This is a genomic window from Maribacter corallii (genome assembly GCF_047345415.1).
GTDB lineage: Bacteria > Bacteroidota > Bacteroidia > Flavobacteriales > Flavobacteriaceae > Maribacter_C.
In genome coordinates this window covers 237,384-255,244 of sequence record NZ_JBLFEP010000006.1, presented here as the reverse complement: position 1 = coordinate 255,244, position 17,861 = coordinate 237,384, and the positions used below count along the sequence as shown (strand labels likewise).

The window sequence follows — 17,861 nt, the reverse complement described above, 5'->3', positions numbered from 1 at the left end:
TGTCACACCTTCGAGAAATTGACATTGAAGGTTAAAAAAGGGGGCTATTATCAAAAAAACAGATAACTTTAAACATGGTGGCCGGTTTTTCTCTAAAACAGTGCGGACGGACACCACAAACCAAAGAAGACACCATACATCAAACCGACATTATCACTTACCAGTTCCTTCATATCGTCAATTCTTTTATTCTGTTGTGCGCTTGGCCCATGCTCGTTTCAGGACAGACAGACCAGAGTCAAAAAGAGGTGTATCTGCTCTTTGATGAAATCATCGGAATTGAAAATTCAGCCTTGCACTATGGCACTGTGTATGAAGAAGCGCATCGTGTAAAAAGCAAGAGGACAAAATTCTTTCCCGGACCGGAATTCGTTTCGGGATCATTGGTCTTCGACGGCCAATCTTATTTTGATCTTCCATTGAAGTACAATGTCTATGATGATGAACTCTTGATGCGGGTCGAACAAAAGCTCGGGGGAGACATCTTACAGTTGTACCAACCCTCGATTACGAGTTTTATGGTAAACGATCATCTTTTTTTCAACCTCAACAGCCCTGAAGTTGAACCAGGGTTTTATGAACTGATGGTTGAGAAACCTTCTTTTTCCCTTTTTAAAAAACACCGTAAGTCGCTGAGGCAGTCGCTCGGTGAAAAGCTGGTCTTTTATGAATTCCTGGAAGAGGACGCCTCCTATTTTTTACACTACCGAAATAAGTATTCGTCTATAACAACAATAGAAGCACTAACCGCTCTATTCCCCGAGCATGAAATCGAACTAGGCACCTTTACTAAAGGTTTGGACCCTAAACTACCTTTTGAACAACGCCTAAGCGAACTTTTGGAGTATCTGGACACCTTGACAGTTAGGGAAACCCATAAAACGCAGAAAAATTGAAGTTTCTACTTATCATAGCAGCACTTCTTCTCAGCATACCTGTTGTATCTGCGCAAACAGAAACACCACAAATCTCCATTAGTTATGAGAACAGCTCAAGACAGGAGGTGATTTCGCAACTTGAACAAACCTCAAAAATCAGTTTCTACTACAATGAGGAGTGGCTTGGTGATGATTTGGTCTCCGGGGTTTATGAAAATGCCTCTTTGTCCGAAATACTAGGTGACCTATTTGAGCAAACTACGGTGAATTTTTTCTTCCTCGACTACAGAATCATTGTCTTAACGCAAAATGTGGTCATTAAAGATACCCTACATGAAAGTTTTTATCGAGATTCATTAGGCAGTTCAAATCAAGAAACAACGGAAGCCCTGCCATTTTATTTAGCGGAAAAGGAGAGCGGTACCTCAGCGATCGAGACCGTACGTATCGGAAAGCAGCAACAAGCTGGCACCCAAGAAAAGTTCACCTTATCAGGAATCGTCCGCAACAGTAGAACCGGGGAACCTATTCAAAATCTGGCGATCATCGAGAAAAAAAACGGCAAAGGTGTAAGCACTGATATTGATGGGCGCTATCAAATAGCGCTATCGGCCGGACCGAACCTCTTACAGACCAAGGCCTTGGGAATAGAGAGCATGGAGAAAAGAGTCATCATGTACAACGATGGTCAATTGGATTTCAATCTGGAGGAAAGTATTGAACAATTGGATGAGGTCATCGTTGAAAGTAATAGCCTGAAAAATGTAGAAACCGTTGTCACGGGCGTAGTAGAGCTTAACGTGGCCGAAATCAAGACCATTCCCTTAGTTCTTGGCGAACGTGATATTCTCAAAACCGCTATTACCTTGCCTGGCATCACCAACGCCGGGGAAGGTGCTGCGGGCTATAATGTTCGTGGAGGAGGTACCGATCAAAATTTGATTTTATTGGACGATGCCGTAATTTACAATCCATCTCACTTTTTTGGAATTTTCTCTGCTTTAAATCCCTTTACAACAGGCGGAGTAACCATATATAAGGGAAGTATTCCTGCAGAATACGGTGGGCGCCTGTCTTCGGTTTTTGACATTAACACCAAAGATCCCAATACCGATAAATTCTCAGGCGAAGCCTCTTTGGGGCCAGTCACCAGTAATTTGACCTTGGAAATACCCATTGTAAAAGAAAAATCGGGTATTCTTCTAGGCGGTCGAAGTACCTACTCCAATTGGATCCTAAATTCTTTGGATGAAGAATCACTGAAAAACAGCAAGGCATCATTCTTCGACATTGTTGCTAAATATAGCAACCGCCTTAATGAGAATAATACTATTTCCGCTACGGGTTATTACAGCCGAGACGCTTTCAGCATTACTTCCGACTCTGTATATAGTTATAGCAACCGTTTGTTTTCTTTAAAATGGAACCGAAAACTTAACGATAAGAATTCTATGAATACCATGTTGGCAAATAGTCAATATGGCTTCAATATTGATTTCGAAGGTAATTCAGATAAAAACTTTAATCTGGGCTATAGAATCAACGAGACGGAATTGAAATTAAAATTTTTGAAACTTTTTAGAAATAATCATAGGATCAATTATGGTCTTTCAAGTAAATTGTATATCGTAAATCCTGGTGAGGTAGAACCAAGAGGCTCGGCTTCAATAGTCGCGCCGTTAGAAATACAACAGGAAAAAGGATGGGAATCGGCATTATTCATATCAGACAATATTAAGTTGAATGATAAATTGTCGGTTGATTTGGGCCTGCGGTATTCTTTCTATACAGCTCTCGGAAAATCTTCTCAGAAAATCTACGAAGAAGGAGTTCCAAAAAACGAAGGCACATTGACAGAAATCAAAGAATTCGACAATAATGAAATCATTAAAACCTATGACGGACTTGAGGTCAGGGCCTCTACGCGGTATTTTTTATCTCCAAGTTTATCTGTAAAAGCAGGATACAATAACACTTTTCAATACATTCATACGATATCAAGCAATACGACTGTTTCGCCAACCGATACTTGGAAACTTTCCGACATCAATATTGCACCACAAAGAGCGAATCAAGTATCACTGGGGTTTTTCAAGAATTTTGGCGATAATGCCTATGAATTGAGTTTGGAGAGCTACTATAAAAAATCGAATAATATTTTAGATTATAAAGTAGGTGCTCAATTATTGCTAAACGAATCGATAGAAACAGAAGTACTTCAAGGCGAGGGAAAAGCATATGGCGTAGAATTACTTCTTAAAAAAACCGAAGGCCGATTAAACGGTTGGCTGGGGTACACCTATTCGCGAACCTTCACAAAATTGGATAGCGATTTTATTGAAGAACAAATCAATAATGGGGACTATTTTCCATCGAATTTTGACAAACCACATGACATTAGTTTGGTTACGAACTATAAGTTTACAAAGCGCTTTAGCTTTTCGGCGAATTTTGTTTATCAAACGGGAAGGCCCGTAACCTTTCCGGTAGGTTCTTATTTTTTAGATGGAGCGGAATATGCACTGTACAGTGACCGGAATAAATTTCGTATTCCTGACTTCTATCGGTTGGATTTCAGCTTCAATATCGAAGGCAATCATAAAATCAAAAAGTTCGCCCATAGTTTTTGGAATATTTCGGTATATAATGTCTTGGGAAGAAATAATCCCTACTCTGTGTTTTTCGTTACCGAAGATGGTTCATTAAAAGCCCTACAAAGCTCCATTTTTGCCATTCCCGTGCCTACGATAACCTATAATTTTAAATTTTAATGAAGAGAGAAACAGGCACATATCACTCCTATATTCTGGTATTTCTATTATTAGGAAACCTTTTTAGTGGATGTACTGAACCTTTTTCTCCTGATTTATTGCCGCAGACAGAAAGTGTTTTGGTCGTTGATGCAACGCTATCCAACGAATCGAAAAATCATGAGATATTTCTTAGTAAATCTTCTCAAGAGGCAGGTGAACTGCTAGTTGAGCGGAATGCCGCTGTTCGAATTTTAGATGACAATCAACAGGCCTTCACTTTTACTGAAACAGAACCCGGAAAATACATTTCTGACATTCCTTTTGGCGCTGAACCCGGTCGAACGTATCGATTGCTGATAACAACTGAAGATAACAGGTCGTATACTTCAAGTGCCGAATCGTTGCCTCAAACCACACTAATCGAAAATGTTGCTGCCCAAAAAACGACCACTGAAAGTGGAAACGAAGGTATAGCGATCACTGTCGACAGTTTTGACCCGACCGGTAACTCTACTTACTATAAGTATGAATATGAAGAAACCTATAAAATCATCGCGCCTAAATGGGGACCTCTTGAACTGGTGGCCGGCCCGGAAGAATTCCAGACCGTTGGCGTTGTCAATAGAGACCCCGATAAGGAAGAAAGAACATGCTACGCTACCGACAAATCGAACTCCATTATTCTAACAAAAAATTCCGTTGCCGGCGAAGACCGAGTAAGTGATTTTGAGGTGCGGTTTTTAAACAAAGACAATTACATTATCTCACATCGTTACAGCATTCTGGTAAAACAATTTGTACTATCGCAGCAAGCCTATACTTTTTATGAAAAACTAAAGGATTTTTCAGGATCTGAGAGTCTTTTTTCTCAAAGCCAACCCGGGTTTATCAATGGAAACATTTTTCCAGACGACAATAGCAACGAACGAGTGGTTGGTATTTTTGAAGTCTCCTCAGTTTCCGAAAAACGTACTTTTTTCAATTATGTTGACTTTTTTCCTGATGAAGATCTGCCACCTTTTATTGATGAATGCAAGCGAACGACAATTGCCAATGGTGACCCATCACTATACGAACCTGTTAAATCAAATCGAGTAAGCTACGTGGGCGAGGTTACAAATCCGACCACAGGTGGAATAGAAGCCTATATCGTCGTACCCCGACTATGTGGTGATTGTACGGTTTTAGGCAGTGCTACCATACCTGATTTTTGGGAAGAATAAGAATTAAATGAAAAGAATAATTCTACTTGCTTTTTTAGTACTCACATTACCTAAAAACACCTTGGGGCAATACCGCTTACAAACTAATGGAGAATTGGAGAGTTTCAGTGCTATTCCAAAAGAAGAGGTCTATATCCATTACAATGACAACCTTCTACTCAGCGGGGAATATCTTTATTATAAATTCTACTGTCTTAGGGCAGAAAATAGAGCCCCTAGCGAAATCAGCAAAATTGGCTATGTAGAGCTAATAGGAAAAGATGATGAACTCGTATTTCAACATAAAATCAAACTGGTTGATGGATTAGGACAGGGTGATTTTTTCGTTCCTGTAGATATTGCAACCGGACATTATAAATTAACAGGTTTCACACAATGGATGCGCAACCAAGGTGAACAATCGTTTTTCATTGCTGATTTGGTTATTGTAAATCCGTATCAAGCGCTGCCAAAAGTCAACAATCAATTATTATGCGAAGAAATTGTTCACTCAAAATTCGATAGTTTAACGAATGTTTCCTTATTCAAGGAAAAAACACCCTCCTTCAGAATCAACTTGACCCAACGAAAATTCGGCAAAAGACAACTGGTCAAATTTGATATCGAAGAACTCATCGAACAAGGGTCAAGTAATATATCTATTTCCGTACGCAAGAAAGACTCGGTAAAAATCCCGTTTCAAAAGAAAAGTTCGACGATTGTAAAAGAGAATTCGATTTCAGTCAAGAAACACAGATTAAAGCCTAATGATTCAATATACTTGCCCGAATTGCGTGGCGAACTGATTTCAGGTCGCATAGCTTCTCGAAATTTAACGCAATCTATTGAAAACAGACACATTACCCTTTCTATTGCGGGAGACAATGGTTTGACCAAGGTTTCACGTACCAATCAAAATGGTGATTTTTATTTCAATATCGATACTGGTTCTAGAAGCAGCAAGGCCGTTTTTGATATTTTGGGCGACAGTGAAAATGAAATCGACATCATTCTGGACCAAACAAGGATAAGCCAGGATTCTTTTGATTTTAAAGAATTAGTCATTTCATCAGATCTGAATCCCTCGTTTGAGCAACGAAGTATCCACAATCAAATTGAGAATGCATTTTTTGAGCAAAAGGCGGATAGCATTATTGCCGCAACCTATGTTAAGCCAGCGTATAAAGATTTTCAAAAAGTTTATAACCTTGATGAGTATACCAGATTCAAGACCTTACAAGAAACCATAGTTGAAATTATAGAAGATGTACTGGTTAAGAAACGTAAGGGCAAATACACTATTCAAGTTAGAGGATCTGATGAGTTTTTTATTGATTCGTATGACGCTCCCTTGATATTGGTCGATAATATTCTTGTGCAAGATGCCAACGCACTATTTGACTTCGGTGTAAAAAGAATGCGGCGAATAGGTATATCTCGAAGTGAAATTTATATCGGGCCTAAAAAGTATCAAGGTGTTTTTTCCGTTGAAACCAAAGACGGAAACTATTCAGAAACAATGGCGGTTAAAGAACCTTTGATTTTCGACATAAAGGGGCCGCTTGCGATGAGAAAGTATTATGAACAAGAATATTCTTCAAGCGCATCAAATGACACCGGGCATATCGCGGATTTTAGACGGCAATTGCTTTGGTTACCGCAACATAAAATCAAAGCGACCGAAACCTTTGAATTTTTTACTTCGGACAACTTGGGCACCTATGAAATTTCAGTAGAAGGCTTTACGGAAAACGGAAAACCCATTTCTCTTTTGGCCCAAATACAAATCGAATGAAATTGCAAGAATATCCGCTCATTTGCGCTTCCTTGCAATACGTTCAAATTGTTTCTTGTAATATGTAAATGCCTATATTTGCGCATTATCAGATTCGCTAAGGAATGGATGAAAAAATAATCGTTGACGGGAAATTCAAGTATATGGAGAAGGGGGAAGGCACCCCCATCATCATTTTACATGGCCTCATGGGCGGACTGAGTAACTTTGAGGGCGTAATGAACCATTTTCCCAAGAAAGGATACAAGGTTCTGATCCCAGAGCTACCCATCTACGATATGCCCATGCTCAAGACGACCGTCAAACAATTTGCAAAGTACCTTGAAAAATTCATCGAGTTCAAAGGACTGAAAGATGTGATTCTATTGGGCAATTCCCTAGGTGGGCATATTGGTCTACTACACACCAAAATGTATCCTGAAATGGTAAAAGCATTGGTGATTACAGGTAGTTCAGGATTATACGAAAGTGCCATGGGTGATGGCTATCCGAAACGCGGCGATTATGAATTCATCAAGAAAAAGGCTCAAGATGTTTTTTATGACCCCGCAGTGGCCACTAAAGAAATTGTAGATGAAGTCTTTGCTACCGTAAACGATCGCATTAAACTTGTAAAGACCCTAGCCATAGCCAAGAGCGCTATACGGCACAATATGGCCCAAGATTTACCTAAAATGCAGACACCAACCTGCATTATCTGGGGAGAAAACGATGGTGTCACGCCGCCCGACGTTGCAGAGCTTTTTCACGAACTGTTGCCCGACTCTGATTTATTCTGGATCAAAAAATGTGGGCACGCCCCGATGATGGAACATCCGGAAGAATTCAACACCGTACTTGACGCTTGGCTTGAAAAGCGAAATTTCTAAAATCTTTTTCAATGAAGATAAAGTCGGCCGACTTTGTAATCAGTAATTCCGACGTTACCAAATGTCCGAATGAACCGCTACCCGAATACGCGTTTATCGGAAGATCGAATGTGGGCAAGTCCTCATTGATCAATATGCTCATGGAACGGAAAAACCTGGCCAAGACGTCCGGACGACCAGGAAAAACGCAACTGATCAACCATTTTAAAATCAATGGGAATTGGTTTTTAGTCGATTTGCCGGGTTACGGCTATGCCAGAGTATCGAAAAAGAGCAAAAAGACCTTTCAGAAATACATTACCAATTATTTTGAACAGCGCGAACAACTGGTCTGTTCTTTTGTTTTGGTCGATATACGCCATGCGCCTCAAAAAATCGACATGGAATTTATGGAATGGCTCGGTGAAAAGGGCATTCCTTTTTGTATGATCTTTACCAAAGCGGACAAGTTGAAACCCAAAGTCATTGAAGAAAAAGTGCAGAATTATATTCAAGCACTATTAAACGGGGTTTGGCATGAAGCGCCACAGCACTTCATCACCTCTTCGAGCAAGACCATAGGCCGTGATGGGTTATTGCGTTTTATTGAGGCAATAAACAATCAATTTTTCGAGGAACAGCGAAAACAACTTTAGATTCTTTTTGTAATTAAATCCATCAGATTTTCCGTTTTCTTCAATGCGTTCAACTCTTCGGTCGTGACACCCACTTCTAGACCACTACGGGTTTCCGCCAAAACTATTGGAAAGCTAAATTTATGTCCAAACTTAGAGGCATACTGTTTGTTGAATTCATCTTTGTGTAAAAACACCATTTCCACCGGATGCGCCTCCCTGAATCTTTTCCATGTCGCCTTCTCGGTAAAGGCCCCAAAAGTCAGACTGCACAAACTGCAGGCATAGGTACTAGGTTGAAGTATCTTATGAGCGCCATCCAAGAGCATGTTTCCCAAACCTGAATCCGCATTGTAAACAAATATTAATTTTTCAGGTGTACCACGTTGTTCATCCATAAGCTAAAATCATATCTTTATGGAGACAGACTCCAATATGCTCAAAAATTCAAAATTACTACTCCTTTTCCTATTGGCACTTGCACAATGTAAGTCTTATAAAGCGAATTCAGCTTACAGTACGGACAGTTTAAAGATCATACCCCTCAGTAAAAACAGCTACGTACATATTACATATCTACAGACCGAGTCTTCGGGTAAGGTGGCCTGTAATGGTTACATCTTCATGAATAAGGGAGAAGCGCTCGTTTTCGACACCCCGTCGGATCCAGAAAGCACACGCGAGTTACTACGCTGGCTAGAGGACATCAAGGGTCAAAAAGTTATCGGCCTTGTCGCTAACCATTTTCATATAGATGCGTTAGGGGGCATCTCGGAATTCCACAAAAAGGGTATTGCGACCTACGCCCACGAAAAGACGAGCAAATTAGTCGAGATCCCTGAAAAGAAACCCCAAAACACTTTCGATGACCAACTGATTCTTAAAGTAGGCGACAAGGAGGTTATCAACCAATACTACGGAGAGGCACATACGGTCGACAATATCGTGAGCTATATACCTGAGGAAGAACTGATTTTCGGTGGTTGTATGGTCAAGATGCTGAACGCAGGTTACGGTAATCTTGACGACGCCAATGTGTCAACATGGAGCGCCACCGTACAGAAAATCAAGGAAGCCCACCCCAAATTAAAGACCGTGATTCCCGGGCATGGGCCACATGGAGGTCCAGAACTACTCGATTATACTATTGCGCTATTCAAAAATAAATGATATGAAATATACGCTTCTACTTGTTTTTATCGTCCTACTACTGGGATGTAATGAAAAAGCAGAAAAGAAAAGAGTTCCGCTGACCATTGCCCCTTTCTCTACGGTTGACACGCTCGCTATCAATGATTGGTGGAATCGTGCGGAGAACCCCATTATCAATTTGAAAATCGCTCGCGATAGTGTTATCGCTTTCGGCATTTATACCGTTTCGAACGAGACCCTCAAACTTTCCGCGCAACTGTATCCCTTATACCCTGAGGAAGCACGCAACGTACGTTTAGAAGTGGAGGAAGCGGGTAATTGGAAAGAAATCCAAACAAAAACCATTAATGACATTGGCTGGTCCGCCCTGTTTCGAATCGAAGATTGGGATACCACAAAAGACATCAAATACCGCATTCGTCATGGCGAAAAAGCCCAATTCGAAGGATTGATACGTAAGGACCCCAAAACTGAATCCGAGATTTCCATTGCGGCTTTGTCCTGCAACTCCAACAAAGATCGGGGTATGCGCGAAAACTATGTTCGAAACATAAATCATCAAGATCCCGATGTCATCTTTTTTGCGGGTGACCAATCATACGACCATACCGAGCATACGGCGGCCTGGTTAAAGTTCGGACTTCAATTTCGTGAGACCTTTCGCAACCGACCGGCCATAACCATCCCGGATGACCATGATATCGGACAAGGAAACCTATGGGGCGAAAATGGCAAGGTATCCAAAACGAACGGGAGCCCTGACGGGGGGTACAAATACCATCCAGAGTACGTCAAAATGGTTGAACGTTGCCAAACGGCACACTTGCCCGACCCATATGACTCCACCCCTATTGAACAAGGCATCGGAGTTTACTATACCAATTTAACGTTAGGAGGAATCGATTTTGCCATTATCGAAGACCGTAAATTCAAATCAGGTCCGGAAGGCAAAATACCGCAACAAGGTCCTAGGCCTGATCATATTCGCAATCCGGATTACGACCCTTCCTCTATCGATTTGCCTGGACTCACCTTATTGGGGGAACGCCAACTCGACTTTCTTGAACAGTGGGGCGCCTCCAATGCCGATGCCCTAAAAGTAGTACTCTCCCAAACCGGTTTTTGTGGTGGGGCGCATATTCACGGTAATCTGGAAAATCGCCTGCATGCAGACCTGGACTCCAACGGTTGGCCGCAAACCGGCCGAAAAAAAGCCCTAGAGTTAATTCAAAAAGCGGGAGCCATACATATTGCTGGTGATCAACACCTAGCCACGGTCATCAAACAGGGTATCGATGAATTCGGTGACGGCCCGTGGGCATTTATCGTACCCGCAATTGTCAATGACTACTACAGTCGTTGGTGGTGGCCCGAAGATGAGAAGGCAGGCCCCAACCCCAATCGGAACACTACTCTTCCATGGACCGGGGATTACCTAGATGGTTTTAATAATAAAATCAGCATGATGGCCTACGTGAACCCAGAAAGCAACTCAAAAGGTGGAGGTTACGGATTGATTCGTTTCAACAAGACCAGTGAGGAAGCGACCTTTGAATGTTGGCCTCGATATGTAGACGTAACCCAAGCGAAAGCCCAGCAGTTCGAAGGGTGGCCCATTACTGTTTCCCTAAAACCCTAATCTTAAAAATTTGCTAATCAAACTAGTGAATTACAACACTATTTTAAGACAGTATAATTGTGATTCTTGTGTTTTTATGGGATTTTAGAGGCTTAGGTCGATGCTTAGACTATTTCTCATTTCAAGAAAGCATCCGTTCTTCATCCAAATCGGAAACTCGTGCGGAAACAGTTCAGGTTTTTCTTTACATTACTTGCAATATCCTCATTTTCAGGATTTGGTCAAGAAATCACCACAGCGCTAGAAGGCAGGGTTAGGAGCCTTAGAAACGATGTGTCCAACATCTTAATCGTCAACCTGAATTCTAAAGAATCAACGATTACCGATAGCCTAGGGCAATTCACCATCGAGGTGAGATTAAAGGATACCCTACAAATTACCGCTGTTCAATATGTAACCTCGAAAATTACAATAACCGACGCGATCTTCGCCAAAAATTCAGTTGTCATTACCCTTCTTGAGAACGTCATCAATTTAAAGGAGGTCACCGTTACGCCCTATAATTTAACTGGTAAAATAGATTTGGATATTGAACGTCTAGGACTTGAACCCACTGTTACCTCATCATCACTGGGGCTTCCAAACGCCGATATAGAAGTGATGTCACAGAGTGAACGTCTGCTTTTGGAGGCCGACCGAGGCAAATACGTTAGGTTGGGTACCATGGACGACCATGGAAAGTTAATTCAGATTCTCGGTTACGCCACCATAAGTGTGATCATCAATTCACATAAAATCATGAACCGGGCATCCGGGAGAACTAAATCATTAGAGGAAAGGGTTGCCCGTGATGAACAGATGACAATGGAAAAAGAAATCATTACCAAATTCTCAAAACAAACCATAGTCGAGACATTCGATATTCCCTTAACCCATGTGGATGGATTTCTTACGTATTGTATGTCACAAACGGATTTCTTAGCAGTAGCACAACAAGAAAATTCCATCGAGATTTGGGAATACTTGAAGGCGAGAAGTATTGAATTCAAAGAAACGAACAGCTCAAAAGAAAAGTAAATGTGCGAGCACATTCAGAAAAAGAAACAAGAGGTGGCCTAATCCTCGAAATATTGGTATTTATACTATGGACATCGATAGAGGAATCAATCCTTACGAACACTTAGAATGAATAGCACTCGCTTCACCCCTGCAATTCTAACTTCTCTGCGAAATAAGCACAGAAATCTTTCATGGTAGCCGTCATCTTTTCATCTTGGGTCGCCTTCATAAACGTGTCGCTCAGAGAAACCAACGTCTGGTGAAAGAAAATCTTCATTTCATCTACGGGCATATCCTTGGTCCATAGATCGATTTTCAGTGATTCTTTGTTCTTACTATCCCAGACCGAAAGTAGCATGGCCTTCGCCTCTTCATTGTCTACTCCACCATCTTGTGCGGACCAATGGAGGGTTTCCGGCACACGATTCTCATCGAGGCCTACGGTCAAGGTGATTTCTGAAGTATGCAGTTTTGTCATTTTATTTTTGGGGTTTGAAGTTTGATTTTTTGAACAGTTCTTCAGCCGGTATACTCAAAAGCTCTTGCACCGCAACTTCATTTCTCTCCGTAAATGAGCGAACGATCTGCCAACCAATATAGCGCCCAATCCTACCTGGAGACTCGTTATCGATCAGCTCCAAACCGAATTTTGAAAATGGTGCCGGATCTAAAAAACGTGCCGCCAACTGCCTATCTGTGCTGTACAAATGCTCTTGTTCGATAAAGTTGCGCCAAATAGGTTCTTCATTGGCAACCGCCCAGTCAAACTCCTCTTGTGAATATCCAATCTTAATAGGGTCGGAAGCATTTGGCATCAGCTTGTCTTTCAAGTACAATTGCTTGCCATAATAAATCATCTGTGCCAAAAAGCTACGATCTTTCGGCCGGGGGACTACTTTATTCGCAAATGCACTCGCGACATCGCTTACCAGAAATTTCGATTCCAAACTCGTAGCGATATACTTAGGAATACGCTCATAAAAATGATGACCGGACCCCAAATAATTGTCCAACCCCAAAAGCAAAAGACTATCGACCAAAACCACCCGGGTATCATATTGCACGTCGGAAGTCAGAGTAACCACTTTAGGCACCGATACCGAGGGAAAATAATAGGCTATGTGTCGAAAGAGGTCGGTCAAATCGGCCTCTTTCTCCGAAAAATCAGGGAAGGCTTTTTGTACTTCCAAGAACAATTCCCGTTGAACCGTGTCCTTCAATTTTTCCTCCCAAATACTATCAGGATACTGCTCTGGAAATAGATACGGATAACGCTGTTTCAAGTCCGCAAGATTCTCAGGTTGTGCTTGTGCGAATTCCTCATCAAATCTTGAGACATTGAGGTCTAATTCTATCTTTGAAATCTCTTCCTCGATCTTATTATTTTCATTACAGCCATAAAGCAGGCAAAAAACTAAGAATACAATAAAAAAGGTCGGTCTCATAGAAAGTAGTCTTCTGTAAATTTTATTTTTAATGTCTTCCGCTTTATTTTAGGGGCAAAGTTAATCGTTTTACCTAATACCCTATCCCATGCAAACGGAAAAAGTAATCGAGCATATCGTAAATTGGCTACGTGATTATGCCACCCAAGCCAATATCAAAGGTTTTACCATTGGTATTTCAGGGGGTATAGATTCTGCCGTGACTTCCACACTATGTGCAAAAACAGGCCTTGAACTCTTGTGTCTAGAGATGCCCATCCATCAAGCGGCGAATCAAGTCAGTCGGGCATCAAGGCATATTGACTGGCTACTATCGAATTTCGATTCGGTCGCTAGACAAGAAGTACAGCTGACACCCGTTTTCGATAGCTTGGTCGCCAGTTTACCTCCCGTCGAAAATGAGGAGGAACGATTCATGTCATTGGCCAATACCAGAGCACGTTTGCGAATGACTACTTTGTACTACTTTGCGGCCCTAAGAGGGTACTTAGTAGCTGGTACAGGAAATAAAGTTGAGGATTTCGGTGTAGGATTTTTCACCAAGTATGGTGATGGAGGTGTTGACCTAAGTCCAATTGCCGATTTATTGAAGACCGAGGTGTACGAGATTGCAAAATTCTTAGGAATCAACGAAGAAATCATACAAGCTGCACCCACAGATGGACTTTGGGGAGATGACCGAACGGATGAAGATCAAATCGGCGCCTCTTATCCAGAATTGGAATGGGCCATGGAAATGAAGGACTTAGGAAAGACAGTCGATGATTTTAATGGGCGAGAAAAAGAAGTTTTTGCTATATTTAGAAAATTTAATACGGCAAACCATCATAAAATGATTCCAATACCCGTTTGCGAAATTCCCAAGGAACTATTATAGCATTTTAACCTAAAAAGTCGTAATATAGACGAATAAAATGATGTAAATCAGGTTTTTTGTGAAAAAAAAGCGAGTTTTGCTTAAGTATTACCTATTTTAACCTTACATTGCATGTCAGTATTTAAATACATGCCAAACCTAACGTCTCTCTAATCTAGAAAAAAACAGAAATGATTAAAGTTTTAATTGCCGATAACCACCCCATAATCCGTATGGGAGTGAAGCACGTTTTGGATTCTGCTTCAGGTATTAAAGTTGTAGATTCCGCCTCGACTACTGAGGAGCTTTTCCAAAAATTAGAAAAAGTGACCCCAGACGTTGTGATGCTCGAAATGGATATTCCTGAAATCAATGGAATTGCTACATTACGAAAAATCAAGAAAGAATTTCCAGATGTTAAAGTTTTGATGTACAGTGGACAATCAGAAGATGTTTATGCCCTGAGTACAATCAGAGCAGGAGCTTTCGGGTATCTGTCAAAAACCTCCGACATTGATTATCTAATTATGGCGGTGAAAAAAGTTAGCGAAGGTAACATGTTTATTACCAATGAGCTAGCTCAACGATTGGCCTTCGATGAAGGAACTCAGAAACCACGTCGATTCTTCAGAAAATTATCTTCCCGCGAGGTAGAAGTGTTGAAGTTACTCGCTAGTGGTAAACGAAATAAAGATGTTGCATTAGGTCTTAATCTCAATGAAAAGACGGTAAGTACCTATAAAGCAAGATTGATGAAAAAGTTGAACGTCGACAACATGGTCGATTTATTGCAACAGGCGAAAGCATTAGAGCTTTACTAGAGCAGTAAACTCTGCCGACCAAATAGTTCTAAATTAAAACCCCGAAGATTGAAAAATTCTTCGGGGTTTTTTGTGTCTTGTTTCTTGGGCCTGTCAAGAAAGCACACGATTCAGTTTTTTATTCAACAAATTATTCAATTGCAAATAGTTCATAATCTCCTCAAGTGTTTCCTTATTATCTTCATGACTATTCTCCGTATGTTTTTGGAGGGCCAGCATGCGTTTTTTAATTAAAAAACAGCGTAAAGTGAGTATCGTTTCACTGACCAATTGGGCAATGACGGTTTTCTTTTCTTTCGGATAAATATCTTTACGCTCCCAGTTATGCAACACATATTTTTCTTCCTCCATCAGTATACCGGAAATCTCGGAAACCATATCTTGATTTAAGTCAGACAGAAAAGTACTCACCGAAAAATCTTCCTTTTCGTTCAACGCCTCGATCAGTTTTAAATAGACCGCTTTGAATTGCGCATTCGTCAGTTCGATCTCATCTTCTTGGAGGTCGAGATAAATTTTCTCATATACTTTAATGTGCAACGACTCCGGTTCTAGTATCAATTCACCCTCTTCATTTTCCTTCAAGACCAAATCTTCGAACTCTTGTTGTTCTTTTCCGTACAACAAAAGCATTTCGATGATCTTCCGCTCCAGTTCGTATTGCACATCGACTTTTTCGACCTTCACCTCATTCTTTACGACATCAAATGCCTTTTGCTCGGGTTGCGCACGTTTGTTCGCATCAGTTTGGTTCTTTTTACCGATTTGGGCCAGTGTACTAAACAGTACGCCTTCAGATACGTTCATAATCTGTGCACATTCCTGTACATATATCTCCCTTTTGATCGCATCGGGTATCTTGGCAATACTATTGACAATATCCCTAACCGTATCTGCTCTTTTAATCGGGTCATCGGCGGCTTCCTCGGCCAAAAGGCCTGCCTTGAATTGAATAAAGTCTTTTGAATTAGACCTAAGGTAATTCAACACCTCTTCCAACTCATTGTTTTTAGAAAAGCTATCGGGATCCTCACCGTCGGGAAAAGCGCAAACCTTTACGTTCATGCCCTGTTCTAGAATCAAATCGATTCCGCGTAGGGAAGCACGGAGTCCAGCAGCATCACCATCGAACAAAACCGTAATATTCTTGGTCAAGCGATTGATCAACCGAATCTGTTCTGGGGTCAACGCCGTTCCACTTGATGAAACCACGTTATGAATGCCCCTCTGATAAAACTGAATCACATCGGTATAGCCTTCCACCAAGTAACAGGTATCCTCCTTGGCAATTGCCTGTTTCGCAAAATAGATACCATAGAGCACCTTACTCTTGTGATAGATATCACTCTCAGGAGAGTTCAGGTATTTCGCGGCCTTCTTATTATTGGTCAAGATACGCCCCCCAAAGCCTAACACCCTTCCGCTCATCGAATGAATCGGAAACATGACACGACCTTTAAAACGGTCGAACTTTTTTGAACCTTCAGCATTGGAGGCATCTTCCTTAACTATCGTTAAGCCTGTTTTTTCCAAGTAGGTAAGTTGATAGCCACTTTCTAGAGCAGCTTTTGTAAATCCGTCCCATTGATCCAAACAATACCCCAAACCAAATTTGGTGATCGTTTCATCAGTAAACCCCCTTTCCTTGAAATAGGTCAATCCGATTGCCTTTCCCAACTCGCTTTCCCAAAGCATTTTGGCAAAATAATCTTGTGCATATTCCGAAACCAAATACATGCTTTCGCGCTCGTTGGCCTCTTTTTTCTGTTCATCGGTACGCTCGGTCTCCTCTACTTCAATGTTGTACTTTTTTGCCAGGTATTTAATAGCTTCAGGGTAAGTGAAGTGCTCGTGTTCCATCAAAAAAGCAACCACATTGCCTCCTTTACCACTACTAAAGTCTTTCCATATTTGTTTCACTGGGGAGACCATGAAGCTTGGAGTACGTTCATCGCTAAACGGACTCAACCCTTTGAAATTGGACCCAGATTTCTTCAGTTGTACAAAATCACCGATAACCTCCTCTAATCGGGCAGTCTCATATACTTGATCAATTGTTGATTTCGAAATCAATTTTGCGTATTTCAGGTGTTAAAGAAGTAGCCTCACAATATCGCAAAGATAAATCTAAAAGCGAAAGGTTTGTTTAAAAAAGCATCGAGCCTATCCATCTCTGGTACTGCATACCCGTTTTCAGGGATTCAAATTTCACTAGCTATAGGGTAACGCCCCGATTACAATCTACGCAACTTTGTAGTGTATAAACTTAACAGCTGAAAATCAGCGATACAACAATTAATAACTTTAAAAACCATATTATGATCTGGGGAATTACATTAATTCTATTAAGTATTATCGCAGTACCGTCGTTACTGCTTTCAAAAAAACCAAACGCCAAGGAATTACTCGAAAAAATAGAACCCTATCAAGGTTGGATTGGCATTGTCTTTTGTTTCTGGGGTGTTTGGGGCCTTATTACGGCCATTTTAAACCTAGGCTGGTTACAGGTCGCACCCATTTGGTGGATTACCTTTTTGGCCGGCAACCTGATTTCAGCCATTCTTGGCTTTATGTTAGGGTCGGGACTTATCAATAAGCTGTTCTTGTCAAAGAACGAAATCGCGAAGGCAAAAGCGGATGAATTTCGAGCTAAAATCGCCCCAAAACAGGGTAAACTCGGCATTTTCGGAATCATTGTCGGCATATGGATGATTGTCGCTTCATTTTTGTTCACCATATCATAAGTTTAGCCGTTTGCCTGCGTTACCTAAATAAGTCGATTTAATTTGAACTCAACCAATATTTCCTGGTCAAAGGAAAAAAATCAAATAACAATTA

The 17,861-nt window shown here is 41.1% G+C and carries 16 protein-coding genes; 12 read left to right on the top strand and 4 right to left on the bottom strand.

The genetic code is table 11. The features are described from left to right. Positions 1-74 precede the first annotated feature (74 nt). The 6 genes from ACKWCA_RS20950 (at position 75) to yihA (ending at position 8,132) form a co-directional block, all read left to right on the top strand. Complete coding sequence (locus tag ACKWCA_RS20950; protein ID WP_413980203.1) at positions 75-896, top strand: hypothetical protein; 822 nt, start codon at positions 75-77, stop codon at positions 894-896. Continuing rightward, a complete protein-coding gene (locus ACKWCA_RS20945) occupies positions 893-3,649 on the top strand; it encodes a TonB-dependent receptor (protein WP_413980202.1) in 2,757 nt (918 codons plus the stop codon). The genes ACKWCA_RS20950 and ACKWCA_RS20945 overlap by 4 nt, the downstream gene beginning before the upstream one ends. Further along, positions 3,649-4,854: a DUF4249 domain-containing protein gene (locus ACKWCA_RS20940; RefSeq protein WP_413980201.1), complete on the top strand. Its 1,206-nt coding sequence runs from the start codon at positions 3,649-3,651 to the stop codon at positions 4,852-4,854. The genes ACKWCA_RS20945 and ACKWCA_RS20940 overlap by 1 nt, the downstream gene beginning before the upstream one ends. Positions 4,855-4,861: 7 nt before the next feature. Beyond that, positions 4,862-6,628, top strand: coding sequence for a hypothetical protein (locus ACKWCA_RS20935; RefSeq protein WP_413980200.1), 1,767 nt, complete (start codon positions 4,862-4,864; stop codon positions 6,626-6,628). Between the two features lie 104 nt (positions 6,629-6,732). Then, positions 6,733-7,497, top strand: a complete 765-nt coding sequence (locus ACKWCA_RS20930) for an alpha/beta fold hydrolase (protein ID WP_413980199.1) — start codon at positions 6,733-6,735, stop codon at positions 7,495-7,497. A gap of 11 nt (positions 7,498-7,508) precedes the next feature. Next, a complete protein-coding gene (yihA, locus tag ACKWCA_RS20925; protein WP_413980198.1) occupies positions 7,509-8,132 on the top strand; it encodes a ribosome biogenesis GTP-binding protein YihA/YsxC in 624 nt (207 codons plus the stop codon). On the opposite strand, the gene ACKWCA_RS20920 is transcribed toward yihA, so the two are convergent. Continuing rightward, a complete protein-coding gene (locus ACKWCA_RS20920; protein WP_413980197.1) occupies positions 8,129-8,509 on the bottom strand; it encodes a GTPase in 381 nt (126 codons plus the stop codon). The two genes, yihA and ACKWCA_RS20920, sit on opposite strands and share 4 nt — an antisense overlap. Before the next feature lie 19 nt (positions 8,510-8,528). Between ACKWCA_RS20920 and bla the strand changes: the two genes are divergently transcribed. The 3 genes from bla (at position 8,529) to ACKWCA_RS20905 (ending at position 11,919) form a co-directional block, all read left to right on the top strand. After that, positions 8,529-9,281 (top strand): subclass B1 metallo-beta-lactamase, encoded by a 753-nt coding sequence (gene bla, locus ACKWCA_RS20915; RefSeq protein ID WP_413980196.1) that lies wholly within the window; start codon positions 8,529-8,531, stop codon positions 9,279-9,281. Position 9,282: 1 nt separating this feature from the next. Continuing rightward, positions 9,283-10,902, top strand: coding sequence for an alkaline phosphatase D family protein (locus ACKWCA_RS20910; protein ID WP_413980195.1), 1,620 nt, complete (start codon positions 9,283-9,285; stop codon positions 10,900-10,902). A gap of 159 nt (positions 10,903-11,061) precedes the next feature. Then, positions 11,062-11,919, top strand: a complete 858-nt coding sequence (locus ACKWCA_RS20905) for a hypothetical protein (RefSeq protein WP_413980194.1) — start codon at positions 11,062-11,064, stop codon at positions 11,917-11,919. A 124-nt stretch (positions 11,920-12,043) separates the two neighbouring features. On the opposite strand, the gene gldC is transcribed toward ACKWCA_RS20905, so the two are convergent. Then, positions 12,044-12,379, bottom strand: a complete 336-nt coding sequence (gene gldC / locus ACKWCA_RS20900; RefSeq protein WP_413980193.1) for a gliding motility protein GldC — start codon at positions 12,377-12,379, stop codon at positions 12,044-12,046. A gap of 1 nt (position 12,380) precedes the next feature. Next, the gene (gene gldB / locus ACKWCA_RS20895) at positions 12,381-13,346 is read right to left on the bottom strand and encodes a gliding motility lipoprotein GldB (protein WP_413980192.1); all 966 of its coding nucleotides are present in this window, start codon (positions 13,344-13,346) and stop codon (positions 12,381-12,383) included. Positions 13,347-13,434: 88 nt separating this feature from the next. Here gldB and nadE point away from each other — a divergent pair, with 88 nt between their 5' ends. Together nadE and ACKWCA_RS20885 are read left to right on the top strand one after the other, a co-directional pair. Beyond that, positions 13,435-14,223 (top strand): NAD(+) synthase, encoded by a 789-nt coding sequence (gene nadE / locus ACKWCA_RS20890; RefSeq protein ID WP_413980191.1) that lies wholly within the window; start codon positions 13,435-13,437, stop codon positions 14,221-14,223. Between the two features lie 170 nt (positions 14,224-14,393). Beyond that, positions 14,394-15,023, top strand: a complete 630-nt coding sequence (locus ACKWCA_RS20885; protein WP_413980190.1) for a response regulator — start codon at positions 14,394-14,396, stop codon at positions 15,021-15,023. A 93-nt stretch (positions 15,024-15,116) separates the two neighbouring features. Here the strand turns inward: ACKWCA_RS20885 and dnaG are convergent, their stop codons facing one another. Continuing rightward, a complete protein-coding gene (dnaG, locus tag ACKWCA_RS20880) occupies positions 15,117-17,096 on the bottom strand; it encodes a DNA primase (protein ID WP_413980189.1) in 1,980 nt (659 codons plus the stop codon). 245 nt (positions 17,097-17,341) lie between these two features. On the opposite strand from dnaG, the gene ACKWCA_RS20875 reads away from it, so the two are divergent. Then, a complete protein-coding gene (locus ACKWCA_RS20875) occupies positions 17,342-17,767 on the top strand; it encodes a hypothetical protein (protein ID WP_413980188.1) in 426 nt (141 codons plus the stop codon). The last annotated feature ends 94 nt before the right edge of the window (positions 17,768-17,861 follow it).